Consider the following 24,137-nt stretch of genomic DNA (forward strand, 5'->3'; position numbering starts at 1 on the left):
CGCAATGAAAATCGCCTTTGACGTAGACGTCATCAGAGACATGGGCATTACCAAAATGGTTCATCAGGTGGCGGACTGGGGCTACAAGTACATTGAGCAGTCTCCGCACCCACAGATTAACCCGTTCTATAAGCATCCGAAGGCCAGCCGGGAGATCATCACCGAGTATAAAAACGCGCTGCGTGAAACCGGGCTGGAGATTTCGTCGTATATCGTGGTTTACCGCTGGTCCGGCCCGGACGAAGCGCGGCGTCAGGCGGCTGTCCGTAACTGGAAGCGCATGATTGAGATCGCGGTGGAAACCGGCGTGCAGGTGATCAATACCGAGCTTTCCGGTACGCCGAACGAGCCGGAAATCTGCGAAGAGATGTTCTATCGCTCGATGGAAGAAATCTTACCTATCGTCGAACGTGAAGGTATCCGTATCGAAATCCAGTCACATCCGTGGGATTTCTGCGAAGAGAATAACGAAACCGCCGATCTGGTGAAATCATTCCGCAGTGAGAACGTGAAGTACCTGTACAGCGTGCCGCACACCTTCTTCTATGACAAAGGAAAGGGCGATGTGAAGAGCATGCTGGAGTACGCCGGTGGCGATCTGTCCCACGTGCTGATTGCCGATACCATGAACCACACTAAGCATTGTCGCTACATCGTTAACCCGCCAGGCGTGGATGCCACCATTCACCAGCATGTGGGTGTCGGTGAAGGGGAGGTCGATTTCGACACCCTGTTCCAGACGCTGCGCGAAATGGATTTTGCCAACCGAACCTACAAAGTGGGCGGTGAGTCGATTATTGCCTCTTCGCTGTTCGGTTATCCGGAAAAAATGAACCGTCAGGCCGTGGAAACCCGCGAACTGATCGAGCGTGAGCTGCTGAGCAGATAACTTCTGGCAGCCTGCGCTGCCGTACCCCTTGCGAGAGAGTGCGATGAACAAAGATAACGTTAAGCTGGCAATAGCCCCGATTGGCTGGACCAACGATGATATGCCGGAGCTGGGTGCGGAAAATACCTTCCAGCAAATCGTCAGCGAAATGGCGCTGGCGGGATTTACCGGCAGTGAAGTGGGCAGCAAATACCCGCGCGATCCGGCGGTATTGAAGCCAATGCTGGATATTCGCGGCGTGCAGATCTGCAACGCCTGGTTCAGTACCTTTTTTGCCAACGGCGATAAAGCGAAAACCATCGACGAATTTATCAACCACCGTGATTTCCTGCACGCGATGGGCGCGAAGGTGATCGGCTGTTCCGAGCAGAGTAAGAGCATTCAGGGCACGCCGCTTTCGGTACTGGATGAGAAGCCTTACTTCACTGATGAAGAGTGGCAGCTGACCGCCGACGGCTATAACGAGCTGGCGAAACTGGCGGCGGAGAAAGGCATGCAGGTCTGTCTGCATCACCATATGGGCACCGCTATCCAGACCACGGAAGAGATTGACCGCTTTATGGCGATCACCAATGACGACGTGTTCCTGTTGTTTGATACTGGCCATGCCTACTATTCGGAAGGCAGCCAGGCGAAGATGCTGGCGATCCTCGAAAAGTACCTGCCGCGCATCAACCATGTGCATCTGAAAGATGTGCGTGATGAGGTGGTCGCCGAGGTGAGAAGCCAGAAGCTCTCCTTCCTTGATGGCGTCAAGAAAGGCACCTTTACCGTGCCTGGCGATGGCGTGATCGACTTTAGGCCGGTGTTTAAAATTCTGGACGAGTCTGGCTATAAAGGCTGGATGGTGGTGGAAGCCGAGCAGGATCCGGCGTTAGCCAATCCGTTTGAGTATGCGGTGAAAGCCAGAAAATATATCCGCGAGACCGCCGGCCTGTAACCGAGGCGGCAGTGAAATAAGAAAGCCCCTGACCAGCACGCTGGCAGGGGCTTTTTGTCATTCAAACAACGGCGATTATTTCAGCGCAATCGTTTTGATGATGTTCTCAGAGTCGGTCTGAGACTGCTGCTGGTTTTCTGCTGGCAGCGTAATCTGCATGGTCAGCAGTTTGCCATCCACCTTCGCCAGCACCACGGAAGACCAGGAAGACTGGTTCTTGGCGGAGATCACCGTATCCAGCTGCTGAGCAGGCTGGCCGCTGATTTCAATCGCTTTATTGGTCACGACCTGCAGCTGAGGATCGCGGTTGCGCTGCTGCTGCTCAAGGCGGCCAGCCAGCACGTCCAGTCCATCGGTCGTCGCATCACCTTCAATCACGATAATCGCTTTCTGGCCGGTCGCATCAGCATAGACGTGCATGTTATTGGCCTGGGTGCCAAGCTTGCCGCTCTGATCGGACATCCCGGCGGGCAGGGTGAAGCCCAGCTTGCCGTCCATCAGGGTGACGGCCTGGCTGCTCTGGCTGCTGCTGACGCCGTTATCATCCGCAGAGGCTTTGTCATCTTTGCCGTCGCAGGCGGTCAGTCCAACCACCAGTAAGCCGATACCGGCATATTTCAGTAAGTTACGCATCATGATCCCTTTTACGTTAGTCGTGTGCTGCTTTACAGCCCCTCATAAAATAGTAATCAGCGGGCAAAAGCAACTGTCGCTCTGTCACAGAATGCAGCTTAGCCGAAGTTAATCTGAGCGCGGTTCGATTTTTCCGCCAGACGCTTCAGCATGGCATTCAGCAGCAGGCCATAAGCCGGCAGGAAGAAAATCATGCAGATAAGCACCTTGAAGCTGTAATCCACCAGGGCGATCTCCACCCAGTTCTGCGCCATAAACGGATCGGGACTTTTGTAGAAGGCGATAAAGAAGAACGCCAGCGTATCGCTGATATTGCCGAGGAACATCGCGGAGGCCGGGGCAATCCACCACTGCGGCAGCTGGCGCAGACGGTTGAAGACGTGCACATCCAGCACCTGGCCCAACGCGTAGGCCATAAAGCTGGCGCAGGCGATGCGGGCAACGAACAGGTTGACGTTTGCTAATGCGGCAAAGCCCTGCCACTCACCCTGATAGAAGAGTGCGGAGACGGCGTAGGAGATAAACAGTGCCGGAACCATCACCGCAAGGATGATGCGACGAGCCAGCGGCGCGCCAAAAATGCGCACGGTGAGATCGGTTGCCAGGAAGATAAACGGGAAGCTGAACGCGCCCCAGGTGGTGTGAAAACCGAAAATGGAGATCGGCAATTGCACCAGATAGTTACTGGAGGTGATCACCAGCACGTGGAAAAGGGACAGCCAAATCAACGCATGCGTGCGCTGACTATTCGAGAACGAAATCATCATATGACCTTTTTGAAGATTGGGGTGAGGGAACCCAATGAAAAATTGTGTCGCAATAGCGATTGCGCGGCATCTTACCGAAACAGAGTGCTATTGCAACGGTTAATTTTAGCGCAAACGTTATCGTCTCGGCACCTACTTGCACATGCAAAAGGTGAGGGTAAAATGAGCGCAGGTATTTCTTCCGTTTTAATGAGACTGCTATGAGCGATCTGTTCGCCAATCCCGATCAAACCCTCGATGCGATGGGCCTGCGCTGCCCGGAACCTGTGATGATGGTGCGTAAAACCGTGCGTCATATGCAGGAGGGCGAAACCCTGCTGATTATCGCTGACGATCCGGCTACCACGCGTGATATCCCCGGCTTCTGCCGTTTTATGGAACACCAGCTGGTAGCGCAGATGACCGAGCAGACCCCCTATAAGTATCTGCTGAAGAAAGGGCTCTGAGCATCGGCTGCGGGCCCGGCTTTACGCGGGGCCACTCAGCGTTTGCGCAGCAGCCTTAACGCATTCGCGGTGACCAGCGCCGTTGCGCCGGAGTCTGCCAGTACCGCCAGCCACAGGCCGGTAATTCCCAGCAGCGTGGTCACCAGAAACACCCCTTTTAGCCCCAACGCAATAGTGATGTTTTGTCGGATATTGGCATGCGTGGCCCTGGAGATACGGATCATCGTCGCCAGTCCGCCAAGCCGGTTGTGCGTCAGCGCGGCATCCGCCGTTTCCAGCGCGACATCGCTGCCGCTGCCCATCGCAATCCCGGTCGTCGCGGCTTTCATTGCCGGCGCATCGTTAATACCATCACCGACCATCGCCACCGGCTGCTGCTGATTCAGTTCGCCAATCGCGGTGACCTTATCCGCAGGCAACAAGCCTGCGCGGTAGTCGATGCCCAGCTCACCGGCGATCGCCGCAGCGGCGCGCGGATTGTCTCCGGTCAGCATCACCGCCTGAATATCCAGCGCTTTTAACTCCGCCAACGCGGCGGCGGCATCGGCACGCAGCGTGTCACGCAAGGCGATCAGCGCCGTTGGCTGATTCTCCTGCAACAGCACCACCACGGTGTTTCCTTCTGCTTCCAGCGCGGTCACCCGTTCCTGCTGTTCAGGGCTGAGCGTGCCTTGATCCAGCCTGGCGGGCGCGCTGATTAGCAGTGAGTGACCACTGACGATAGCCTCAACGCCGCTGCCGGCCAGCGCGCGTTGCGAGGTTGCCGCTGCCAGCGTTAAGCCACGCTGGCCAGCCAGCGCCACGATGGCTTTGGCTAAGGGATGCGACGAACCGGTTTCCACCGCTGCCGCTTTGGCCAGCAGGGAATCTTCACTCTCCTCTGCCAGTGGGATCAGCGCGGTGACCTGCGGTTTTCCTTCGGTCAGCGTGCCGGTTTTATCGAAGGCAAAGGTGCGGATGGCGTTCAGGCTTTCCAGCGCGGCACCGCCTTTGATTAACACACCCCGACGGGATGCCGTAGCCAACCCGGAGGTGATGGCGGCAGGCGTTGAAATCACTAATGCGCAAGGGCAACCAATCAGCAGCAGCGTCAGGCCTTTGTAGATCCACGGCTGCCAGTCGGCGGCGAACAGCAGCGGCGGGATCACCGCTACCAGCAGCGCCATCGCCATAATCACCGGCGTGTAGATGCGGCTGAAGCGGTCAAGGAAGCGCTCAATCGGTGCCCGGTTGGATTCGGCTTCTTCAATCAGATGCAGAATGCGGTCGATGGCACTTTCACCCGGTTTGGATACCACTTCTAACAGCACCTGGCGGTCCACGCTCAGGCAGCCTGCGGCAACCGCTTCGCCTTGCTGACGCTCGACCGGCACGGATTCGCCGGTTAATGCGCTCTCATCAAAGCTGGCAAACGGCGAGAGTAAGCGCGCATCGGCGGGCAATCTCGCGCCGGCGGCCACTTCAATTCTGTCGCCAGGGCGCAGTTCACTGAGGGCAACCGTTTCACGCTTCTCGCCGCTCACCCGGACAGCTTCTTCCGGTTTCAGGGCCATTAAGGCGGTCACGCCACGGCGGGCGCGGCTGGCGGCAAAGGATTCCAGCCGTTCACCCAGCAGGAACAGCAGCAGCACCATCGCGGCTTCTGCGGTGGCGCCAATAAATAATGCGCCGATGGCCGCGACGGTCATCAGGGTTTCAATGGCAAATGGGGTGCCGCTGCGGATCAAACGCAGCGCGCTGCGGGCAATGGGCCAGGCACCGGCGAGGGTGGTCAGGGTGAAAGCGATCTGTCCGGCTGCAGGGCTGACAAGGTCGATCAGCCAACTGGCCAGCATCATCACGGCAAGCAGAATAATGGCGCGATTTTCCTGCCAGAAGCCCGGCGTGGTGGCGTCGGTTTTGACGGCATCGCTACGTTGCAGGGTGAAACCGGCTTGCTTCACCGCCGCTTCAACCTGCTGGCGGACGTCGCGATCGGCGTTCACGACCAGTTTTTCGGTGGCATACAGCACGCGAGCCGTATCGACTTCGCTGAGCTTGCTAACGGCGGTTTCAATTTTTCGTGCGCAGCTGGGACAATCCATTCCGCTGATTATCCAGCTGAAACGTTCTGCGGAACCTCTCCTGTCGCTTTCCTCATCGGCATCGCTGCCTGAACCGCAGCCGGCCTCGCTGCAACAGCTGGTTTCAGCGGTGACTGAGGTCATCATCGAGATTTTTTTGATGGTTGGGCGAGGTTTACTGCTGCAACCCTGCTGGCTGTGAGCATGGCGTTGGCCACAAGGGCAAGAAGATGAGTGCTGATGCATGGCGCCTCCTGATGGGCAACGGCGGGAAACGCTCCCGCCGATGACGCATCTTACACTCTGGAGTGGACTCCAGAGTCAAGGCTTTTACGGCGATTACAGATACAGCGAACGCACGATCATAAAGTGACCGGCAAAGTAGCAGGCGGCGACAATCGCCCGGTCAGAGGTGAACCGGCGACGATAGTGGCTGACAAGCCAGACGATATTGGCCAGCAGCAGCAGCGAAGTCCCTACCATCAGCGTGAAGCTGTAATCGGTTGGGCGGAAGAAATACTGCTCGGTGGTCAGCCAGACCATCAGCAGGGTCATGCCGATAAAGGTGCAGATCGGCCAGCGCAGATCTTCCAGTCTGGACCAGATGGTGGCGATCAACAGCGCGCCAATTACCAGTACCGTCAGCGGGATCGGCCAGAAGAAGGTCAGCGTCATATGGCTGGCGAAGCACAGGGTATACAGCAGATGCGAAAGGAAAAATGCGCCAATCGCGTACAGCATGCGCCGGTTAGGTAATAGCGTCAGTGCATCACCAATCAGCGTGGCCAGCAGGCCAAACAGGATCAGATAGTCGGTGGTATTGAGGATCGGTGCCTGCCAGGCCAACGCCAGCAGAAGCAGCAAGGTGACGGGCTTAAATACCCAGCGTTGCCATTGAGGTCCACGGTACGACGCATCAACGTAGAGCCAACCGGAAAAGAAAACTGCCAGAAACGACCAAATCATAATGTGTCCCTTTGTATTCAGATGCAAAACTCCACAATTCTGAATCTAGTCTAGGACAGAGCCTGCTGATGTGACAATGGGAGGCGTCTGGTTGTATCCTTTCTGGCCGTGGGAATGATTGGCATTGCCTGATAAGGAGGAAGAAGAAAAAATATGAAGGTCATTTTTTTCATCGTACTGGCTATCATCGCCGTGCTGGCGACGCGTCAGTTTATCAAGCAGCGGAGAGAAGTGGCGGTCAATGACGCTTCCCCGGTGCGCTCAATTCCCGCCGAGGTAAAAGCCAAGCGCGAGGTTCCGATGCCGAACCGCCGTTCGCGTCAGCGTGAAGTGATCCCGGTTGAGGATAAGCGTTATGAAGCCTGGTTTCATCCGCTCAACGGTGCCGGGGATTTCAAACTGGTGCTGAAAGAGCAGGATTACCGGCAGATTGACCGGGGGGAAAAGGGACAGCTGAAGGTGCAGGGGACGCGGTTTATCTCGTTTAGCGCGAATTAGTGGGCTTGCCGAAAAAGCATGGAGTTCCGCGCTTTTTCGGCTGGTTTTACCACTGCGTTACTTCTTCGGCAGGTATTTCTTCTGCCAGGCCAGCAGCTCAAACACACCAAAAAAGAAAATCTTGGTTTGCATCAGGACGCTGAGCTTTGGGGCATCTTTCGGCTGCGTAGCGCGCATCAGCACCAGCTGCAGTCCGTGCATCACCACCATAAAGAACAGCGCCACATCAATAAAATACTTCAGCGGCTTGGGGAACGGATGCACCAGGTTAAGCAGTAAAAATGCCCAGACACAGACCATCAGCAGCCTGCCAATATTAATCATCATGGTTCTCTTCCTTCTTCGCGATCTGGCGGTGGTACAGGCGATACGCTACCTGTCCGGCGACCTTTTCCCGATGCAGCTGCCAGCTTACCGGCACCGGCGGCAGGCCATGTTCTACTTCGCTTTCGACATAAATCAACGCGTTATCCGCCAGCCAGCCGTTGCTTTCCAGCTGGCCGAGGGTCTGTTCCAGCAGTCCCTTACGGAACGGCGGATCGATAAACACCAGATCGTGAGGCTCGCCGTTTTGCGCCAGAAATTGCAGGGTGTTGGTGTTGATCACCCGGCCAGTTTTACAGCCGAGAGTGGTCAGGTTCTTTTCTAACTGCTGCGCAACCGGGCGCTCCAGCTCTAACAGTGTGGCAGATGCGGCGTGACGCGACAGCGCTTCCAGCCCTAATGCACCGCTGCCTGCGAAGCAATCCAGGCAACGTGCGCCCTGAATATCGGGCGCCAGCCAGTTAAATAACGTTTCGCGGACGCGATCGGTGGTCGGTCGAAGTCCGGCGCTGTCCGGCACCGGTAATTTTCTGCCGCGCCACAGACCGCCAATAATGCGGATTTGTCCGGCGCCGCCGCTGCGGGGTTTTTTATTCATGCTGCTGAACTCTTCATAATTTGTTGCACAGTTTAACGGGCTTACCGGGCTGAGGAAACGTAAAAAGGGTGCTGTGTTGCGTTAGCAGGAAAGTGTTAGACTAGGGGATTAAGTCAATTTTCAACGACCTGACAGATTTTTCCCCGCGAGGAGTGTGGTTGCACCATGGCAAAAAATAAAAAACGTGGCTTTTTTTCCTGGCTGGGATTAGGGCGTGAAGAGCAGGCGCCGCCGGAAGAGATAAAAGAGACGTTAGAGGAACAGCAGCCCGCTGACGAGACGTCAACGGATGCCGCCACGCCCGCAAAAACCGAGGCAGAGCAGCGCGCCGAAGCGACGGTCAACGTCACTGAAAATGTGGCTCACGATCAGGCCGCGCACCCGGAAGCTTACCGTGAACCTGCCGCTGAGCCGCAGCCAGAAGCGAAACCTCAGCCGGAAGAGCTTGCGGTAATTGAGCCCGCGCCGCTGGAAGAGTTTTTGCCGGAAGACGACGTGCGTGTTCATCCTGAATCGGAAGAAGAGGTTTTACCGGAACAGCTGGCGGTCGTTCAGCCTGAGCCGGAAGAAGAACTTCTGCCGGAAGAGATAGCCGTTGTTCAGCCAGAGCCAGAAGAGATTGCTGAGATCGCACCGGAAGATGAGATCCTGCCCGAAGAGCTGGAAGCGCTGGCGTTAGCGGCTGACGCAGAGCCGGAAGTGATTGAGGAAGAAGAGTCCATCGCCGCCGCGTTAGCGAAAGTGGAGCAGTCAGAGCAGGCCGAGCAGCAGCGTCCGACCAAAGAAGGTTTCTTTGCCCGCCTGAAGCGCAGCCTGGTGAAAACCCGCCAGAACCTGGGTTCCGGCTTTATCGGCCTGTTCCGCGGTAAAAAGATTGATGACGATCTGTTTGAAGAGCTGGAAGAGCAGCTGCTGATTGCCGACGTTGGCGTGGAAACCACCCGCCGCATTATCAAAAACCTGACGCAGCAGGCGAACCGTAAACAGCTGCGTGATGCCGAAGCGCTTTATGGCCTGTTGAAGCAGGAAATGTCAGAGATCCTGGCTAAAGTGGAAGAGCCACTGGACGTCACCGGCAAAACGCCGTTTGTGATCCTGATGGTGGGCGTCAATGGCGTCGGCAAAACCACCACCATCGGCAAACTGGCGCGTCAGTATCAGGCGGAAGGCAAGTCTGTGATGCTGGCGGCGGGCGATACCTTCCGTGCCGCTGCGGTTGAGCAGCTGCAGGTGTGGGGCCAACGTAACAATATTCCGGTGATCGCCCAGCAGACCGGGTCGGATTCAGCCTCGGTGATTTTCGATGCGATTCAGGCCGCTAAGGCGCGTAACGTTGACGTGCTGATTGCCGATACTGCCGGTCGCCTGCAGAACAAATCGCACCTGATGGAAGAGCTGAAGAAAATCACCCGCGTGATGAAAAAGCTCGACGATCGGGCGCCGCACGAAGTGATGCTGACCATCGATGCCAGCACCGGCCAGAATGCCATCAGCCAGACTAAGCTGTTCCATGAAGCGGTGGGACTGACCGGGATTACTCTGACCAAGCTGGATGGCACCGCAAAAGGCGGCGTGATCTTCTCCGTAGCCGATCAGTTCTCCATCCCGATCCGTTATATCGGCGTGGGTGAAGGCATTGAAGATTTACGCGCGTTTAAAGCTGACGATTTTATAGAGGCACTTTTTGCCCGAGAGGACTAATTAGGATGATTCGCTTTGAAGAAGTCAGTAAGGCTTATCTCGGCGGTCGGCAAGCGCTTCAGGGGGTAGATTTCCATCTGCGTCCGGGAGAAATGGCGTTTCTGACCGGACATTCCGGGGCAGGGAAAAGTACCTTGCTGAAGCTTATTTGTGGCATCGAGCGGCCAAGTGCCGGTCAGATCTGGTTTGGCGGCCACGATATCAGCCGCCTGAAAAGCAGCGAAGTGCCGTTTTTACGCCGCCAGATTGGCATGATTTTCCAGGATCACCATCTGCTGATGGATCGTTCTGTGTATGACAACGTGGCAATCCCGTTGATCATTGCCGGTGCCAGCGGTGAAGATATTCGCCGCCGCGTGTCGGCCGCGCTGGATAAAGTCGGCCTGCTGGATAAAGCCAAAAGCTATCCGATTCAGCTGTCGGGCGGTGAGCAGCAGCGGGTGGGCATTGCCCGTGCGGTAGTGAACAAACCTGCGGTGCTGCTGGCCGATGAACCGACCGGTAACCTCGACGATGCGCTGTCGGAAGACATCCTGCGTCTGTTTGAAGAATTTAACCGGGTTGGCGTCACCGTTCTGATGGCAACCCACGACCGGGCCTTGATCGCCCGCCGCAACTACCGCCTGATGAGCCTGAATCAGGGACGTTTGCACGGAGGCCAGGGTGGTTAATAAACGCAATTCCCGGGCGCCTGCGCCCAAAGCCGCGAAGCAGAAGCAGCCTTCCAAAAGCAAAGCGCTGAAGGGCGGCTGGCAAGAGCAATGGCGTTATGCGCTGCGCGGCACCTTATCTGATATGTGGCGTCAGCCGCTGGCGACGTTACTGACGGTGATGGTTATCGCCATCTCCCTGACTCTGCCAAGCGTCTGTTATATGGTGTGGAAAAACGTCAACCAGGCGGCGGCACAGTGGTATCCGGCACCGCAGCTGACGGTTTATCTCAGCAAAACGCTGGATGACGATGCCGCTGAAGGTGTTGTCAGCCAGCTGAAGAAAGAAGATGGCGTCGACAAGGTGAACTACCTGTCGCGCGAAGAAGCGATGGGCGAGTTCCGTAACTGGTCTGGCTTTGGCGGGGCAATGGATATGCTTGAGCAGAATCCGCTGCCTGCGGTGGCAATTATCACGCCGAAGCTCAACTTCCAGAATGACGACACCATGACCAACCTGCGCGACCGCGTGTCGAAAGTGCAGGGCGTGGATGAAGTTAAGATGGACGACAGTTGGTTTGCCCGCCTGGCGGCGCTGACCGGGCTGGTGGGGCAGGTGGCGGCGATGATCGGCGTGCTGATGATTGTGGCGGTGTTCCTGGTGATCGGCAACAGCGTGCGGCTGAGCATCTTTGCCCGGCGCGATACCATCAATGTGCAGAAGCTGATCGGTGCAACGGATGGCTTTATCCTGCGTCCGTTCCTCTACGGTGGTGCGCTGTTAGGGTTCGCCGGTGCGCTGCTGTCGCTGATCCTCTCCGAAGTGCTGGTGTTCCGTCTGGAGTCCGTTGTGACACAGGTGGCGGCGGTGTTTGGCACCACCTTCAACCTGACCGGACTGGCGTGGGACGAGAGCCTGCTGTTGCTGCTGGTGTCGGCGATGATTGGCTGGATAGCCGCCTGGCTGGCGACCGTACAACATTTACGTCGATTTACGCCGCAGTAACCCCTTTACACGTTTTTTGTTATAATCTTCCTCTGTTGCATGAGTAATGTGCTTCAGAGGAAGTCATCAATTTGTCACTTCCTCCTGCTATACTCTTCCTGCCCAGACGGTGTGTAATTTATTCACCGACGATAGTGAACTTGTGGATAACTTTGACGTCGAAGTAGCACAGATTGCTTTTAATTCTGGCTGCCGTTCACGTACTCTTGTGGACTGTGCAGGGAATTGCGCGGCATTATTGTTAAATACAGAGAGGGTTTGAATGACCAAAGAAATGCAAACTTTAGCTATTGCTCCTTTAGGCAACCTGGATTCTTACATCCGGGCCGCCAATGTCTGGCCTATGCTGACGGCAGAAGAGGAAAAAGCGTTGGCTGAACGGCTGCATTACCAGGGCGATCTGGAAGCAGCTAAAACGCTGATCCTGTCTCACCTGCGCTTTGTTGTTCATGTCGCTCGTAACTATTCGGGCTACGGTCTGCCGCAGGCTGACCTGATTCAGGAAGGTAACATCGGCCTGATGAAAGCGGTTCGCCGCTTTAACCCGGAAGTCGGCGTGCGTCTGGTCTCCTTTGCGGTGCACTGGATTAAAGCTGAGATCCACGAATACGTCCTGCGTAACTGGCGTATCGTGAAGGTCGCCACCACTAAAGCACAGCGCAAGCTGTTCTTTAACCTGCGTAAAGCCAAGCAGCGTTTAGGCTGGTTCAACCAGGAAGAAGTGGAAATGGTTGCCCGTGAACTGGGCGTCACCAGCAAAGACGTGCTGGAGATGGAGTCGCGTATGGCTGCCCAGGACATGACCTTCGATCCGACACCGGATGATGAAGGTGAAGGCCGCTCGATGGCGCCTATGCTCTACCTGCAGGATAAGTCGTCTGACTTTGCCGATGGCATTGAGGAAGACAACTGGGAATCCCATGCGGCTGATAAACTCAGCGATGCGATGCAGGGTCTTGATGAGCGTAGCCAGAATATCATCCGTGCCCGCTGGCTGGACGATGACAACAAAACCACGCTGCAGGAACTCGCCGATCAATACGGCGTTTCAGCAGAGCGTGTGCGTCAGCTGGAAAAGAACGCGATGAAAAAACTGCGCGTCGCTATCGAAGCGTAATCCATGCGGTAACAAAAAAAGGGCGACTCCGGTCGCCCTTTTTGTTTTTGTCAGTCAGCCCGTTATTGCGCCAGAAAGCCCCAGCCGCCGACCTGGGCAATAAAGCCGGCCTGCCGCATAAACGCGGCCATCACCTCACGATCCTCAACCTGACGGTCCGCAATCCACCACTGCACGATCCCCGGGTTCTGCGCCAGCAAATCATTCAGTAAGTAACTGCCCACGCCGCGCCGGCGCGTCACCTCACGCACCTTGAAATCCTGCAACTCGCCCTGCGTGCCAAGGATCGACGCGTTGACTGCCGCCAGCAGGCGGTCGTTGAATTTGGCGGCCCAAACCTGCTGATGTTCATCCAGCGACGCTTCAAGCGCAACAAGGTCAGCCTCTGGCCAGATTTTCGCCAGATCCAGGCGGTCCTGATCGGTGAAATTTTGCAATCTGATGATGGTCAGTTTCATGACGAATACCGAACGAGTACGAAAGGCATATTGTAGCGAATTTAGCCAAAGAAGGGCGCTTAACTTTTCCCCGGAGAAAACGGAGTATTCTGTTTAGTTCGGCGCGCTAACCCAGCGTGAAAGCTTATTGCCGAACTATTAATCAGCATAAAAGACTGCCATTTTGCTGAAAAAGCCACCGTTGCCACCAGCGTTTTATCCTGCGGGAGCTGGGTATTTCTGAATGTGTCAGTTGATTTACAGCAGAATATTCCTGTTTAATAACCTGAAAATTAAAGCCTTATTTATAAAAATCGCCGCGTATTCCGATAACTCTCTCTTTCTTCAGCGTTTTATCTGGGATCCAGCGGCAATAAAACAGCAATCACAACAGATGGGGTAGTTCGGATGAAAATCAGTAAAGGTAGCGCGTTCCTGGCAGGTTGTGTGGCACTGGCGATGAGCCACGCGGCCATGGCGAAGGACATTAAAGTGGCCATTGTTGGCGCGATGTCCGGCCCGGTAGCGCAGTATGGTGATATGGAGTTCACCGGTGCCAAGCAGGCGATTGCCGACATCAATGCCAAAGGCGGCGTAAACGGTGACAAACTGGTTGGCGTGGAATATGACGATGCCTGCGATCCAAAACAGGCGGTTGCCGTTGCCAACAAAGTGATCAATGACGGTATCCGTTATGTCATTGGCCACCTCTGCTCGTCGTCTACTCAGCCTGCTTCCGACATCTATGAAGATGAAGGCGTGCTGATGATCACCCCGGCGGCAACCAATGCCGATCTGACCACCCGTGGTTACAAGATGATCATGCGCACCACCGGTCTGGATTCCGACCAGGGCCCAACTGCCGCCACCTATATCCTGAAAGAGATCAAGCCTCAGCGCATCGCGGTCATCCATGACAAGCAGCAGTACGGTGAAGGCCTGGCGCGTTCCGTGCAGGCCAGCTTGAAAAAATCAGGCGGCAACGTGGTGATGTTTGAAGGTATCACCGCGGGCGACAAAGATTTCTCCACGCTGGTGGCACGCCTGAAGAAAGAGAACGTCGACTTCGTCTACTTTGGCGGTTACTACCCGGAGATGGGCCAGATGCTGCGTCAGGCACGTGCTGCCGGCCTGAAGACCCAGTTTATGGGACCCGAAGGCGTGGGCAACTCCTCGCTGTCTAACATCGCAGGTGCTGCGTCTGAAGGCATGCTGGTGACCTTGCCGAAGCGTTACGACCAGGTGCCGGCTAACAAACCGATTGTTGATGCGCTGAAAGCGAAGAAGCTGGATTCAACCGGCCCATTCGTCTGGACCACCTACGCCGCACTGCAGGCGCTGACCACCGGGATGGAGCGCAGCAAAAGTGCTGAGCCAGCCGATATCGCTAAAAATCTGAAGGAAGGCGCAGCGGTGCCAACGGTGATGGGCGACCTGAGCTGGGATGAGAAGGGCGATCTGAAAGGCTTTGAGTTCGGCATCTTCAAATGGCACGCAGACGGTTCTTCTACCGCAGTGAAATAAATCAGCCATACTTTCCCGGCGGCAGGGGCTGTCCGGGGAAGGCTGACAGCGGTGAAGACGACAACAAATCGTCGGTAACAGTAAACGTCTGGTGAGGGTTCCCGGGCGTTTTTTTCCATTCTCTCCGCCCGTGCGGAAAGAAGTAAGGTAGCAAGGTATGTCCGAGCAGTTTCTCTATTTCCTGCAGCAAATGTTCAACGGCGTGACGTTGGGCAGCACCTACGCGCTGATAGCCATTGGTTACACCATGGTCTACGGCATTATCGGCATGATCAACTTCGCCCATGGCGAGGTCTATATGATCGGCAGCTACGTCTCATTTATTGTGATTGCGGCCCTGATGATGATGGGGATCGATGTCAGCTGGATGCTGATCGGTGCCGGCTTTATCGTGGCGATTGTGATTGCCAGCGCTTACGGCTGGAGCATTGAGCGCGTGGCCTATAAGCCGGTGCGATCCTCCAAACGCCTGATCGCGCTGATCTCGGCCATCGGGATGTCGATCTTCTTACAAAACTACGTCAGCCTGACGCAAGGCTCCCGCGATCTTGCGTTGCCAAGCCTGATCTCCGGGCAGTGGACGCTGGGCGAGAGCAACGGTTTCTCCGCCACTATTTCCACCATGCAGGTGGTGATCTGGGTGGTGACCTTCCTGTCGATGCTGGCGCTGACGCTATTTATCCGCTATTCCCGCATGGGACGCGCCTGTCGCGCCTGTGCTGAAGACCTGAAAATGGCCAGCCTGCTGGGCATTAACACCGACCGTGTTATCTCGCTGACCTTTGTAATCGGCGCGGCCATGGCGGCGGTGGCCGGCGTGTTGCTCGGCCAGTTCTACGGCGTGATTAACCCGTACATTGGCTTCATGGCGGGCATGAAGGCGTTTACCGCCGCTGTCCTTGGCGGCATCGGCAGTATCCCTGGCGCGATGCTGGGCGGCCTGATCCTCGGTATCGCCGAAGCGCTGACCTCTGCGTATCTCAGCACCGAATACAAAGACGTGGTCTCTTTTGCGCTGCTGATTGTGGTGCTGCTGGTAATGCCTACCGGTATTCTCGGCCGTCCGGAGGTTGAGAAAGTATGAAACATCTCAACCTGGTTAACGCCGTTGCCTCCGCGCTGATGCTGGTGCTGCTGGCGGCCTTCTTTATGGGCATGCGCCTCGACCTCGACGGTACGCATCTGGTGGTGAATAACGCCGGCAGCGTCCGCTGGAACTGGATTGCACTGGGCGCGGCGGTGGTGTTCCTGTTCCAGCTGCTGCGTCCTTTGCTGCAAAAAAGCCTGAAAAAAATCTCCGGCCCGGCGATGGTTCTGCCGGGTATTGACGGCTCCACGCCGAAGCAAAAGCTGGTGCTGCTGGTGATGATCATTGCCGCCGTGGCCTGGCCGTTTATCGTCTCACGCGGCACGGTGGATATCGCCACGCTGACGCTGATCTACGTGATGCTCGGGCTTGGCCTGAACGTGGTGGTCGGCCTTTCCGGTCTGCTGGTGCTGGGCTACGGCGGATTCTATGCCGTTGGCGCCTATACCTTTGCCTTGCTGAATCACTACTACGGTCTGAGCTTTTGGGAGTGCCTGCCGCTGGCCGGTCTGGTGGCGGCGATGTTTGGCCTGCTGCTCGGCTTCCCGGTATTGCGGCTGCGCGGTGACTATCTGGCGATTGTGACGCTCGGCTTCGGCGAAATCGTGCGTATTCTGCTGCTGAACAACACCGAAATTACCGGGGGGCCGAACGGCATCAGCCAAATCCCAAAACCGTCGCTGTTCGGTCTGGAGTTTAACCGCAGCGTGCGCGACGGCGGCTGGGACACCTTCCATAACTTCTTCGGCCTGAAGTACGATCCCAGCGACCGCATTATCTTCCTGTATATGGTGGCGTTGCTGCTGGTGATCATCACGCTGTTTGTGATTAACCGCCTGCTGCGGATGCCGCTGGGACGGGCCTGGGAAGCGCTGCGTGAAGACGAAATTGCCTGCCGCTCGCTGGGTCTGAGTCCAACGCGCATCAAGCTGACCGCCTTCACCATCAGTGCGGCCTTTGCCGGCTTTGCCGGTAGCCTGTTTGCCGCACGCCAGGGCTTTGTCAGCCCGGAATCGTTCACCTTTGCCGAGTCGGCGTTCGTGCTGGCGATTGTGGTACTGGGCGGCATGGGATCGCAGTTTGCGGTGATCCTCGCCGCGGTGCTGCTGGTGGTTTCCCGCGAGCTGATGCGTGATTTGAATGAGTACAGCATGCTGGTGCTCGGCGGTTTGATGGTGCTGATGATGATCTGGCGGCCACAGGGTCTGTTGCCGATGAAGCGTCCGCATCTGAAGTTGAAGACGGTAGAAAAAGGAGAGCAGCGATGACCCAGCCTTTGTTGGCCGTAAAAGGCCTGATGATGCGCTTTGGCGGCCTGCTCGCCGTAAATAACGTTGAGCTGGAGCTGCGCCCGCAGGAGATCGTGTCATTAATCGGCCCGAACGGCGCCGGGAAAACCACCGTCTTTAACTGTCTGACCGGTTTCTACCGGCCGACGGGCGGCAGCATCATGCTGCGCGACAAGGATATTGCGGGCCAGCCTGGGCAAAAAATTGCCCGGATGGGCATTGTCCGTACTTTCCAGCACGTGCGTCTGTTCCGCGAAATGACGGTGATCGAGAACCTGTTGGTGGCGCAGCATCAGCATCTGAAAAGCGGCGTGTTTGCCGGTTTGCTGAAAACGCCGGCCTTCCGTAAAGCCGAAAGCGACGCGCTGGATCGCGCCGCCACCTGGCTGGAGCGTGTAGGCCTGCTGGACATGGCCAACCGTCAGGCGGGCAACCTGGCCTACGGTCAGCAGCGTCGTCTGGAAATCGCCCGTTGTATGGTCACCCGGCCGGAAATCCTGATGCTGGATGAGCCAGCCGCCGGCTTGAACCCGAAAGAAACCCACGAGCTTGATGAGCTGATTGCCGAACTGCGCAACCAGCACAACGTCTCGGTACTGTTAATTGAACATGATATGAAACTGGTGATGGGCATTTCTGACCGCATTTATGTAGTGAATCAGGGCACGCCGCTGGCAAACGGCACGCCGGAACAGATCCGCAACAATCCGGACGTGATCCGCGCCTATCTGGGAGAAGCCTGATATGAATCCGATGCTCTCTCTCGAGAACGTCAGCGCCCATTACGGCAAAATTCAGGCGTTGCATAACGTCAGTCTGCATATCAACCAGGGCGAGATTGTCACCCTGATTGGTGCTAATGGCGCCGGTAAAACCACCCTCCTCGGCACCCTGTGTGGTGAGCCGCGTGCGACGCAGGGAACCATTACTTTTGACGGTAAAGCGATCACTGAATGGCAAACCGCGCGCATCATGCGTGAAGCCATCGCCATTGTGCCGGAAGGGCGACGCGTGTTTTCACGGATGACGGTGGAAGAGAATCTGGCGATGGGCGGCTTTTTCGCCGAGCGTCGGCAGTATCAGACCCGCATCAAGCGCGTATATGAGCTGTTCCCACGCCTGTATGAACGCCGCGTTCAGCGTGCCGGTACCATGTCCGGCGGTGAGCAACAGATGCTGGCGATTGGCCGGGCGTTGATGAGTCAGCCGCGCCTGCTGCTGCTGGATGAGCCCTCGTTAGGCCTGGCGCCGATCATCATCCAGCAGATTTTCGACACCATCGAGCAGCTGCGTCAGGAAGGGATGACCATCTTCCTGGTGGAGCAGAACGCTAACCAGGCGCTGAAGCTGGCCGATCGCGGTTATGTGTTGGAAAATGGCCATGTGGTGCTTGAGGATACCGGCGACGCCTTGCTGGCGAATGAAGCGGTGCGCAGCGCCTATCTCGGCGGCTAATTTGTTGTAAACCCGGCGGTTGCAAGGCCGCCAGGCCCACAGCCAGTTGGCGAAGCCGTGGTGACAGGGCGGGATTTTTCCCGCCCTTTTTTGTGCCCGTCACCGCAAAACTGGCGGTAATTCAATCGCCTCGTGCGTCACCTGCCTGTCACCTTTCCGTCATAAACCCGTTATCTTTCCGTCATTTTCCCGTGTCATGTTACTTCCCGAACAATAAGAATGCGCGATATCGCGCGATTGACTCCGGGCACAGGATACCGATATGACATCGTTCTCATTTCGTAAAACCGCACTTTGCATGGTACTGGGACTGACCTTCAGCGGTCACGCACTGGCTGCCACCGAGATCCCTTTCTGGCACTCGATGGAAGGCGAACTGGGTGTGGAAGTAAATTCTCTGGCACAACGCTTTAATGAATCTCACCCAGATTACAAAATCGTGCCGACCTACAAAGGCAACTACGAACAGAGCCTGGCGGCCGGGATTGCCGCCGTGCGTTCAGGTAAAGCGCCGGCTATTTTGCAGGTTTACGAAGTGGGTACCGCCACCATGATGGCGTCCAAAGCGATCGTGCCGGTCTACGATGTGTTCAAAAACGCCGGCGTGGCCTTCGATGAGAAGCAGTTCGTGCCGACCGTGGCGGGCTACTACAGCGACGCCAGCGGCCACCTGATTTCTCAGCCGTTTAACAGCTCGACGCCGGTGCTGTATTACAACAAAGACGCCTTCAAAAAAGCCGGTCTGAACCCGGATCAGCCGCCGAAAACCTGGCAGGATTTGGAAAAAGACGCTGCTGCACTGCGTAAAGCGGGCATGACCTGTGGCTACGCCAGTGGCTGGCAGGGATGGATCCAGATTGAGAACTTCAGCTCCTGGCATGCGCTGCCGGTCGCCACCAAAAACAACGGTTTTGACGGCACCGATACCGTGCTGGAATTCAACAAGCCGACGCAGGTTCGTCATATCCAGATGCTGGAAGACATGAACAAGAAGGGCGATTTCACCTACTTTGGCCGTAAAGATGAATCCACCGCCAAGTTCTACAACGGCGATTGTGGCATCACCACCGCGTCTTCCGGCTCGCTGGCGGATATCCGTCATTACGCCAAATTTAACTACGGCGTCGGCATGATGCCGTACGATGCCACCGTCCCTGACGCCCCGCAGAACGCCATCATCGGCGGCGCGAGCCTGTGGGTGATGAAAGGCAAAGACGCCAGCACCTACAAAGGCGTGGCCGAGTTTATGGCCTTCCTGGCACAGCCGGATATTGCGGCTGAATGGCACCAGAAAACCGGCTACCTGCCGATCACCACCGCTGCCTATGAGCTGACCCGCAAACAAGGGTTCTACGATAAAAACCCTGGCGCGGACATCGCCACCCGTCAGATGCTGAACAAGCCACCGTTAGCGTTCACCAAAGGGATGCGTCTGGGCAACATGCCGCAGATCCGTACCGTGGTTGACGAAGAGCTGGAAGGCGTCTGGACCGGTAAGAAAACGCCGCAGGCGGCACTGGATAACGCGGTGACCCGTGGCAATCTGCTGCTGCGTCGCTTTGAGCAGACGGCTAAGCAGTAACGCTTCGCCCACAGGGGCCGCATTCAGTCCAATTCCTGGCTGGATGCGGCCCTGAACCCGTTTTCAGGGCCGCGTCGAGGGTAGTGAACGCGGCCCCTTACTCCTCATATTGGACGACGCTATGTCTTCTTCCCGTCCCGTGTTTCGCTCGCGCTGCCTGCCCTATTTACTGGTGCTGCCTCAGCTGCTGATCACCGTAATCTTCTTCCTCTGGCCCGCCGGTGAAGCCCTGTGGTATTCGGTGCAAAGCGTCGATCCGTTCGGCCTTTCCAGCACCTTTGTCGGCATGGAAAACTTCAAACGGCTGATCGGCGACGAGTATTACCTCGACTCTTTTCTGACCACGCTGATTTTCAGCGGGCTGGTGACGGTCATCGGGCTGGTGGTCTCGCTGTTTTTTGCCGCGCTGGTCGACCATGTCCTGCGCCTGAAGCGCTTCTACCAGACGCTGTTTTTACTGCCTTACGCCGTGGCGCCCGCCGTCGCCGCAGTGTTGTGGATGTTCCTGTTCAGTCCGGGTCTGGGGCTGATTACCCATTTCCTGCGTTATCTCGGCTATGACTGGAACCATGCGCAAAATAGCGGCCAGGCAATGTTCCTGGTAGTGCTGGCCTCGATCTGGCAGCAGATGAGCTACAACTTCCTGTTCTTCTTTGCCGCGCTGCAATCCATTCCAAAATCGCTGACGGAAGCCGCCGCCATTGATGGCGCGGGTCCGGTCCGGCGCTTTTTCCAATTGTCTTTGCCGCTGATCACCCCCGTCGGCTTCTTTTTAGTGGTGGTGAATGTGGTGTATGCCTTCTTCGACACCTTCCCGGTGATTGACGCCGCCACCGGTGGTGGCCCGGTGCAGTCAACGACCACGCTGATTTATAAAATTTACCGCGAAGGTTTTGCCGGACTCGACCTCTCTTCCTCTTCCGCCCAGTCGGTGGTGCTGATGGTGCTGGTGATTATTCTGACGGTGATTCAGTTCCGCTACGTCGAGAAAAGGGTGCGCTACCAATGATTGAGAACCGACCAGGGCTGACGATGTTCAGCCATATCATGTTGGGACTGGGGATCCTCACCGTGCTGTTCCCGCTGTATGTGGCCTTTGTTGCCGCCACCCTGAGCAACAGCGAAGTGTTCCAGGTGCCGATGACGCTGATCCCCGGCCGCCATTTGCTGGATAACATTGCCAACATCTGGCAGCACGGCGTGGCGCAGAACAGCGCGCCCTTTGGCGTGATGCTGATGAACAGCGCGATCATGGCGCTGAGCATTACGCTGGGGAAAATCACCGTGTCGATCCTCTCCGCCTTTGCGCTGGTGTGGTTCCGCTTCCCGCTGCGCGGACTGTTCTTCTGGATGATTTTTATCACCCTGATGCTGCCGGTTGAGGTGAGGATCTTCCCGACCGTTGAGGTCATTTCCAACCTGAATATGCTCGACAGCTACAGCGGGCTGACGCTGCCGTTGATGGCTTCCGCCACCGCCACCTTCCTGTTCCGCCAGTTCTTTATGACCCTGCCGGACGAGTTGATAGAAGCAGCGCGGATTGATGGTGCCAGCCCGATGCGCTTCTTCTGGGACATCGTGCTGCCGCTGTCAAAAACCAACCTGGCGGCGCTGTTTGTGATCACCTTTATCTACGGCTGGAACCAGTATATGTGGCCGCTGCTGATCATCAGCGAAGCGGACCTTGGCACCGCCGTCGCCGGTATCCGCAGCATGATTGGCAACGGTGACGGCTCGACCCAATGGAATCTGGTGATGACCGCCATGCTACTGACCATGGTGCCGCCGATTGTGATTGTTTTAGTGATGCAGCGCGCCTTTGTTCGCGGGCTGGTTGAGAGCGAGAAATAAGTTATGGCAGGCGTAAAACTTCAGGCTGTTACCAAATCCTATGACGGCAAAAATCAGATCATTCAGCCGCTCGACGTGGAGATCCGCGACGGTGAATTTATGGTGATGGTGGGCCCCTCCGGCTGCGGAAAATCCACGCTTCTGCGCATGGTCGCCGGGCTGGAAGAGGTCACCAGCGGCGATATCTATATCGACACCCAGCGCGTCACCGATCTTGAACCGAAAGATCGGGGCATTGCCATGGTGTTCCAGAACTACGCGCTCTATCCGCATATGAGCGTTGAGCAGAACATGGCGTATGGCCTGAAGATTCGCGGCATGGGCAAAGAGCATGTGCGGCAGAAGGTGCTGGAAGCCGCCAAAAGCCTGGAGCTGGAAGCCTTGCTGCATCGCCGCCCGCGTGAGCTCTCTGGCGGCCAGCGGCAGCGCGTGGCGATGGGCAGAGCGATTGTGCGCGAGCCCGCCGTATTCCTGTTCGATGAACCCTTATCCAACCTCGATGCCCGTCTGCGCGTGCAGATGCGCCTTGAGCTGCAGCTGCTGCACCGCCGCCTGAACACCACCAGCTTGTATGTTACCCACGATCAGGTGGAAGCGATGACGCTGGCGCAGCGGGTGATGGTGATGAACAAAGGGGTGCTGGAGCAGTTGGGTACGCCGGTGGAGGTATATGAACGTCCGGCGACGCGCTTTGTCGCCAGCTTTATTGGCGCGCCGTCGATGAACCTGATGGATGGCCAGCTAAATGATGATGGCAGCCGGCTGAGGTTGTCCGATCGCTTTACGATCCCGTTGCCGCAAGCGAAAGCGCGTTGGGCGGGCCGTCCGTTGACGCTGGGTATTCGCCCGGAGCATATTACGCTCGCGTCGCCGCAGGACGGCTTGCCGCTGGTGGTGGAAACGCTGGAAATGCTGGGCGCGGATAATCTTGCGCACGGCAAGTGGGGCGGGCAGTCGCTGGTGGTACGCCTGCCGCATATCGAGCGTCCGGCGATTGGCAGCACATTGTGGCTGCATCTGCCGACAGACTCGCTACACTTCTTTGAACCCTCTACTGGACAACGGCTCGAATGATGAACAAAGCCTGGCCTTACCCACCGATTGTGGCCCATCGCGGCGGCGGTAAACTCGCCCCGGAAAACACCCTCGCCGGCATTGATGTTGGCGCGAAACTCGGCCACAAGATGATCGAATTTGACGTGAAGCTGTCGCAGGATGGCGAGATCTTTCTGCTGCACGACGACACGCTGGACAGGACCAGCAATGGCTGGGGCATTGCCGGGCAGCTTCCCTGGGAAAAGCTGGTGCAGCTGGATGTCGGCGGCTGGTACGGCAAGGATTTCGCCGATCAGCGCCTGCCGTTGCTGTCGCAGGTGGCGAAGCGCTGTGCTGAGCACCAGATGATGGCCAATATCGAAATCAAACCCACCACCGGTCTGGAAGCCGAAACCGGACGGGTGGTGGCGCTGGCCGCGCGGGATCTGTGGCATATGCAGCCCGCAGCACCGCTGCTCTCGTCGTTTTCATCTGTCGCCCTTGCCGCAGCGAAAGAGGCGGCACCGGAGCTGCCACGGGGTTTGCTGCTGCATGAATGGCACGATAACTGGCGGGAAATGACCGATGCGCTGGAGTGCGTGTCGATTCACTTCAATCACAAGGTGTTGAACGAGAAGCGCGTGGCTGAGCTGAAAAAATCCGGCTTACGTATTCTGGTGTACACGGTGAACGATGCCGACAGGGCTGCACAGTTGCTGAAGTGGGGTGTCGATGCGATCTGTACCGATGCCATCGACACCCTTGACCCCGACTTTGCCTCTCAACTGCATCGCTAAGGCGGCAACCGCGTGAGCTGAATAGATGAACCCCGACCACTGACTGATGTCAGCGCCCGGGGTTTTCAGTACTTGCCGCCTTATTTTCGCGCCAGTACGGCAGGTAAGGTGGAGATTAATTGTTGTTTTGTTGCACCGGCGGCAGGGTATTGGTACCCGGCTGTGACTGGATCACGCGCTGGGAAGCACTGTTCCGCTGCTCCTGAACTTTCCGCTGTGTGTCCTGGCTTTGACGTTGCTGATCCTGCTGCAACTTCAGTTTCTGCTGGGACTGTTGCGTCTGCATCTGGCTCTGCATCCGTTGAGTGCTGGGATTATAGCCCGGCTGGTTTGGCTGATTGTTGTTCAACATGTTGGCCATGCCGCTCAACGGTGCCAGTGCGGCAACAAAAATAACTAACCATTTCATAAACTGCCTCCGTGTTAGATTACTCAAGTGTATGCCAGGGCCACCAATCTGCCTCCAGGAGTCAACTGAATTT

The 24,137-nt window shown here is 56.7% G+C and carries 26 protein-coding genes; 18 read left to right on the forward strand and 8 right to left on the reverse strand.

Annotated features, from left to right (window positions below):
• Window positions 1-4: 4 nt before the first annotated feature.
• Window positions 5-889 carry a sugar phosphate isomerase/epimerase family protein gene (locus AC1UKS_RS01525; protein ID WP_013204265.1) on the forward strand — a complete coding sequence of 295 codons (885 nt, stop codon included), beginning with the start codon at window positions 5-7 and terminating at the stop codon, window positions 887-889.
• A gap of 43 nt (window positions 890-932) precedes the next feature.
• On the forward strand, window positions 933-1,829 hold the full coding sequence (gene iolE / locus AC1UKS_RS01530) for a myo-inosose-2 dehydratase (protein WP_482435471.1): 897 nt from the start codon (window positions 933-935) through the stop codon (window positions 1,827-1,829).
• Between the two features lie 75 nt (window positions 1,830-1,904).
• On the opposite strand, the gene AC1UKS_RS01535 is transcribed toward iolE, so the two are convergent.
• Together AC1UKS_RS01535 and AC1UKS_RS01540 are read right to left on the reverse strand one after the other, a co-directional pair.
• Complete coding sequence (locus AC1UKS_RS01535; protein ID WP_013204263.1) at window positions 1,905-2,462, reverse strand: DcrB family lipoprotein; 558 nt, start codon at window positions 2,460-2,462, stop codon at window positions 1,905-1,907.
• A gap of 98 nt (window positions 2,463-2,560) precedes the next feature.
• Window positions 2,561-3,226 (reverse strand): 7-cyano-7-deazaguanine/7-aminomethyl-7-deazaguanine transporter, encoded by a 666-nt coding sequence (locus AC1UKS_RS01540; RefSeq protein ID WP_265909341.1) that lies wholly within the window; start codon window positions 3,224-3,226, stop codon window positions 2,561-2,563.
• 203 nt (window positions 3,227-3,429) lie between these two features.
• On the opposite strand from AC1UKS_RS01540, the gene tusA reads away from it, so the two are divergent.
• Entirely contained in the window at window positions 3,430-3,675 is a 246-nt protein-coding gene (gene tusA, locus AC1UKS_RS01545) for a sulfurtransferase TusA (RefSeq protein WP_013204261.1), read from the forward strand.
• Between the two features lie 35 nt (window positions 3,676-3,710).
• On the opposite strand, the gene AC1UKS_RS01550 is transcribed toward tusA, so the two are convergent.
• The gene (locus AC1UKS_RS01550; protein WP_482435473.1) at window positions 3,711-5,984 is read right to left on the reverse strand and encodes a zinc/cadmium/mercury/lead-transporting ATPase; all 2,274 of its coding nucleotides are present in this window, start codon (window positions 5,982-5,984) and stop codon (window positions 3,711-3,713) included.
• 93 nt (window positions 5,985-6,077) lie between these two features.
• Window positions 6,078-6,704, reverse strand: a complete 627-nt coding sequence (locus AC1UKS_RS01555) for a lysoplasmalogenase (protein WP_105760377.1) — start codon at window positions 6,702-6,704, stop codon at window positions 6,078-6,080.
• A gap of 153 nt (window positions 6,705-6,857) precedes the next feature.
• On the opposite strand from AC1UKS_RS01555, the gene AC1UKS_RS01560 reads away from it, so the two are divergent.
• Window positions 6,858-7,202 (forward strand): DUF2500 domain-containing protein, encoded by a 345-nt coding sequence (locus AC1UKS_RS01560; protein ID WP_265909268.1) that lies wholly within the window; start codon window positions 6,858-6,860, stop codon window positions 7,200-7,202.
• A gap of 57 nt (window positions 7,203-7,259) precedes the next feature.
• Here AC1UKS_RS01560 and AC1UKS_RS01565 read toward each other — a convergent pair whose 3' ends face one another.
• The gene (locus AC1UKS_RS01565; RefSeq protein ID WP_265909269.1) at window positions 7,260-7,529 is read right to left on the reverse strand and encodes a DUF1145 family protein; all 270 of its coding nucleotides are present in this window, start codon (window positions 7,527-7,529) and stop codon (window positions 7,260-7,262) included.
• Window positions 7,519-8,124 carry a 16S rRNA (guanine(966)-N(2))-methyltransferase gene (gene rsmD, locus AC1UKS_RS01570; protein WP_482435475.1) on the reverse strand — a complete coding sequence of 202 codons (606 nt, stop codon included), beginning with the start codon at window positions 8,122-8,124 and terminating at the stop codon, window positions 7,519-7,521. The genes AC1UKS_RS01565 and rsmD overlap by 11 nt, the downstream gene beginning before the upstream one ends.
• A 165-nt stretch (window positions 8,125-8,289) precedes the next feature.
• Here rsmD and ftsY point away from each other — a divergent pair, with 165 nt between their 5' ends.
• The 4 genes from ftsY to rpoH all read left to right on the forward strand — a co-directional run bounded on the left by ftsY (window position 8,290) and on the right by rpoH (window position 12,598).
• Entirely contained in the window at window positions 8,290-9,825 is a 1,536-nt protein-coding gene (ftsY, locus tag AC1UKS_RS01575) for a signal recognition particle-docking protein FtsY (protein ID WP_482435477.1), read from the forward strand.
• Window positions 9,826-9,830: 5 nt separating this feature from the next.
• Window positions 9,831-10,496 carry a cell division ATP-binding protein FtsE gene (ftsE, locus tag AC1UKS_RS01580; RefSeq protein ID WP_013204253.1) on the forward strand — a complete coding sequence of 222 codons (666 nt, stop codon included), beginning with the start codon at window positions 9,831-9,833 and terminating at the stop codon, window positions 10,494-10,496.
• Window positions 10,489-11,481: a permease-like cell division protein FtsX gene (gene ftsX / locus AC1UKS_RS01585; RefSeq protein WP_482435478.1), complete on the forward strand. Its 993-nt coding sequence runs from the start codon at window positions 10,489-10,491 to the stop codon at window positions 11,479-11,481. The genes ftsE and ftsX overlap by 8 nt, the downstream gene beginning before the upstream one ends.
• A 262-nt stretch (window positions 11,482-11,743) precedes the next feature.
• Complete coding sequence (rpoH, locus tag AC1UKS_RS01590) at window positions 11,744-12,598, forward strand: RNA polymerase sigma factor RpoH (RefSeq protein WP_013204251.1); 855 nt, start codon at window positions 11,744-11,746, stop codon at window positions 12,596-12,598.
• A gap of 62 nt (window positions 12,599-12,660) precedes the next feature.
• Here the strand turns inward: rpoH and panM are convergent, their stop codons facing one another.
• Window positions 12,661-13,056 carry an aspartate 1-decarboxylase autocleavage activator PanM gene (gene panM, locus AC1UKS_RS01595; protein ID WP_482435479.1) on the reverse strand — a complete coding sequence of 132 codons (396 nt, stop codon included), beginning with the start codon at window positions 13,054-13,056 and terminating at the stop codon, window positions 12,661-12,663.
• Between the two features lie 387 nt (window positions 13,057-13,443).
• Here panM and AC1UKS_RS01600 point away from each other — a divergent pair, with 387 nt between their 5' ends.
• The 10 genes from AC1UKS_RS01600 to ugpQ all read left to right on the forward strand — a co-directional run bounded on the left by AC1UKS_RS01600 (window position 13,444) and on the right by ugpQ (window position 23,655).
• Entirely contained in the window at window positions 13,444-14,559 is a 1,116-nt protein-coding gene (locus tag AC1UKS_RS01600) for a branched-chain amino acid ABC transporter substrate-binding protein (protein ID WP_482435480.1), read from the forward strand.
• A 157-nt stretch (window positions 14,560-14,716) separates the two neighbouring features.
• A complete protein-coding gene (gene livH, locus AC1UKS_RS01605) occupies window positions 14,717-15,643 on the forward strand; it encodes a high-affinity branched-chain amino acid ABC transporter permease LivH (protein ID WP_482435481.1) in 927 nt (308 codons plus the stop codon).
• Window positions 15,640-16,914: a high-affinity branched-chain amino acid ABC transporter permease LivM gene (locus AC1UKS_RS01610; protein WP_482435482.1), complete on the forward strand. Its 1,275-nt coding sequence runs from the start codon at window positions 15,640-15,642 to the stop codon at window positions 16,912-16,914. The genes livH and AC1UKS_RS01610 overlap by 4 nt, the downstream gene beginning before the upstream one ends.
• Window positions 16,911-17,678 (forward strand): high-affinity branched-chain amino acid ABC transporter ATP-binding protein LivG, encoded by a 768-nt coding sequence (gene livG, locus AC1UKS_RS01615; RefSeq protein ID WP_265909272.1) that lies wholly within the window; start codon window positions 16,911-16,913, stop codon window positions 17,676-17,678. Before AC1UKS_RS01610 ends, livG begins: the two co-directional genes overlap by 4 nt.
• 1 nt (window position 17,679) lies before the next feature.
• Complete coding sequence (livF, locus tag AC1UKS_RS01620) at window positions 17,680-18,390, forward strand: high-affinity branched-chain amino acid ABC transporter ATP-binding protein LivF (RefSeq protein ID WP_482435483.1); 711 nt, start codon at window positions 17,680-17,682, stop codon at window positions 18,388-18,390.
• 262 nt (window positions 18,391-18,652) lie between these two features.
• Window positions 18,653-19,972: a sn-glycerol-3-phosphate ABC transporter substrate-binding protein UgpB gene (gene ugpB / locus AC1UKS_RS01625; RefSeq protein ID WP_482435485.1), complete on the forward strand. Its 1,320-nt coding sequence runs from the start codon at window positions 18,653-18,655 to the stop codon at window positions 19,970-19,972.
• A gap of 121 nt (window positions 19,973-20,093) precedes the next feature.
• On the forward strand, window positions 20,094-20,981 hold the full coding sequence (gene ugpA / locus AC1UKS_RS01630) for a sn-glycerol-3-phosphate ABC transporter permease UgpA (protein ID WP_482435486.1): 888 nt from the start codon (window positions 20,094-20,096) through the stop codon (window positions 20,979-20,981).
• The gene (ugpE, locus tag AC1UKS_RS01635) at window positions 20,978-21,823 is read left to right on the forward strand and encodes a sn-glycerol-3-phosphate ABC transporter permease UgpE (protein WP_013204240.1); all 846 of its coding nucleotides are present in this window, start codon (window positions 20,978-20,980) and stop codon (window positions 21,821-21,823) included. Before ugpA ends, ugpE begins: the two co-directional genes overlap by 4 nt.
• A gap of 3 nt (window positions 21,824-21,826) precedes the next feature.
• Complete coding sequence (locus tag AC1UKS_RS01640; RefSeq protein WP_482435487.1) at window positions 21,827-22,897, forward strand: sn-glycerol-3-phosphate import ATP-binding protein UgpC; 1,071 nt, start codon at window positions 21,827-21,829, stop codon at window positions 22,895-22,897.
• Entirely contained in the window at window positions 22,897-23,655 is a 759-nt protein-coding gene (ugpQ, locus tag AC1UKS_RS01645; protein WP_482436867.1) for a glycerophosphodiester phosphodiesterase, read from the forward strand. The genes AC1UKS_RS01640 and ugpQ overlap by 1 nt, the downstream gene beginning before the upstream one ends.
• Window positions 23,656-23,770: 115 nt before the next feature.
• On the opposite strand, the gene AC1UKS_RS01650 is transcribed toward ugpQ, so the two are convergent.
• The gene (locus AC1UKS_RS01650) at window positions 23,771-24,064 is read right to left on the reverse strand and encodes a DUF2756 domain-containing protein (RefSeq protein WP_265909275.1); all 294 of its coding nucleotides are present in this window, start codon (window positions 24,062-24,064) and stop codon (window positions 23,771-23,773) included.
• Window positions 24,065-24,137: the final 73 nt, after the last annotated feature.

Source organism: Erwinia sp. AK-PDG3-5, assembly GCF_056821705.1.

Excerpts from the sequence above, each read along its gene's own strand:
- iolE (WP_482435471.1), top strand. The coding sequence starts at position 933 with ATGAACAAAGATAACGTTAAGCTGGCAATAGCCCCGATTGGCTGGACC.
- AC1UKS_RS01525 (WP_013204265.1), top strand. The coding sequence starts at position 5 with ATGAAAATCGCCTTTGACGTAGACGTCATCAGAGACATGGGCATTACC.
- AC1UKS_RS01535 (WP_013204263.1), bottom strand. The coding sequence starts at position 2,462 with ATGCGTAACTTACTGAAATATGCCGGTATCGGCTTACTGGTGGTTGGA.
- ugpA (WP_482435486.1), top strand. The coding sequence starts at position 20,094 with ATGTCTTCTTCCCGTCCCGTGTTTCGCTCGCGCTGCCTGCCCTATTTA.
- ugpE (WP_013204240.1), top strand. The coding sequence starts at position 20,978 with ATGATTGAGAACCGACCAGGGCTGACGATGTTCAGCCATATCATGTTG.
- tusA (WP_013204261.1), top strand. The coding sequence starts at position 3,430 with ATGAGCGATCTGTTCGCCAATCCCGATCAAACCCTCGATGCGATGGGC.
- AC1UKS_RS01610 (WP_482435482.1), top strand. The coding sequence starts at position 15,640 with ATGAAACATCTCAACCTGGTTAACGCCGTTGCCTCCGCGCTGATGCTG.
- AC1UKS_RS01650 (WP_265909275.1), bottom strand. The coding sequence starts at position 24,064 with ATGAAATGGTTAGTTATTTTTGTTGCCGCACTGGCACCGTTGAGCGGC.
- AC1UKS_RS01565 (WP_265909269.1), bottom strand. The coding sequence starts at position 7,529 with ATGATGATTAATATTGGCAGGCTGCTGATGGTCTGTGTCTGGGCATTT.
- AC1UKS_RS01550 (WP_482435473.1), bottom strand. The coding sequence starts at position 5,984 with ATGCATCAGCACTCATCTTCTTGCCCTTGTGGCCAACGCCATGCTCAC.
- AC1UKS_RS01640 (WP_482435487.1), top strand. The coding sequence starts at position 21,827 with ATGGCAGGCGTAAAACTTCAGGCTGTTACCAAATCCTATGACGGCAAA.
- AC1UKS_RS01600 (WP_482435480.1), top strand. The coding sequence starts at position 13,444 with ATGAAAATCAGTAAAGGTAGCGCGTTCCTGGCAGGTTGTGTGGCACTG.
- rsmD (WP_482435475.1), bottom strand. The coding sequence starts at position 8,124 with ATGAATAAAAAACCCCGCAGCGGCGGCGCCGGACAAATCCGCATTATT.
- AC1UKS_RS01555 (WP_105760377.1), bottom strand. The coding sequence starts at position 6,704 with ATGATTTGGTCGTTTCTGGCAGTTTTCTTTTCCGGTTGGCTCTACGTT.
- livF (WP_482435483.1), top strand. The coding sequence starts at position 17,680 with ATGAATCCGATGCTCTCTCTCGAGAACGTCAGCGCCCATTACGGCAAA.
- AC1UKS_RS01560 (WP_265909268.1), top strand. The coding sequence starts at position 6,858 with ATGAAGGTCATTTTTTTCATCGTACTGGCTATCATCGCCGTGCTGGCG.
- ftsY (WP_482435477.1), top strand. The coding sequence starts at position 8,290 with ATGGCAAAAAATAAAAAACGTGGCTTTTTTTCCTGGCTGGGATTAGGG.
- ftsE (WP_013204253.1), top strand. The coding sequence starts at position 9,831 with ATGATTCGCTTTGAAGAAGTCAGTAAGGCTTATCTCGGCGGTCGGCAA.
- panM (WP_482435479.1), bottom strand. The coding sequence starts at position 13,056 with ATGAAACTGACCATCATCAGATTGCAAAATTTCACCGATCAGGACCGC.
- AC1UKS_RS01540 (WP_265909341.1), bottom strand. The coding sequence starts at position 3,226 with ATGATTTCGTTCTCGAATAGTCAGCGCACGCATGCGTTGATTTGGCTG.
- ugpQ (WP_482436867.1), top strand. The coding sequence starts at position 22,897 with ATGAACAAAGCCTGGCCTTACCCACCGATTGTGGCCCATCGCGGCGGC.
- rpoH (WP_013204251.1), top strand. The coding sequence starts at position 11,744 with ATGACCAAAGAAATGCAAACTTTAGCTATTGCTCCTTTAGGCAACCTG.
- ugpB (WP_482435485.1), top strand. The coding sequence starts at position 18,653 with ATGACATCGTTCTCATTTCGTAAAACCGCACTTTGCATGGTACTGGGA.
- livH (WP_482435481.1), top strand. The coding sequence starts at position 14,717 with ATGTCCGAGCAGTTTCTCTATTTCCTGCAGCAAATGTTCAACGGCGTG.
- livG (WP_265909272.1), top strand. The coding sequence starts at position 16,911 with ATGACCCAGCCTTTGTTGGCCGTAAAAGGCCTGATGATGCGCTTTGGC.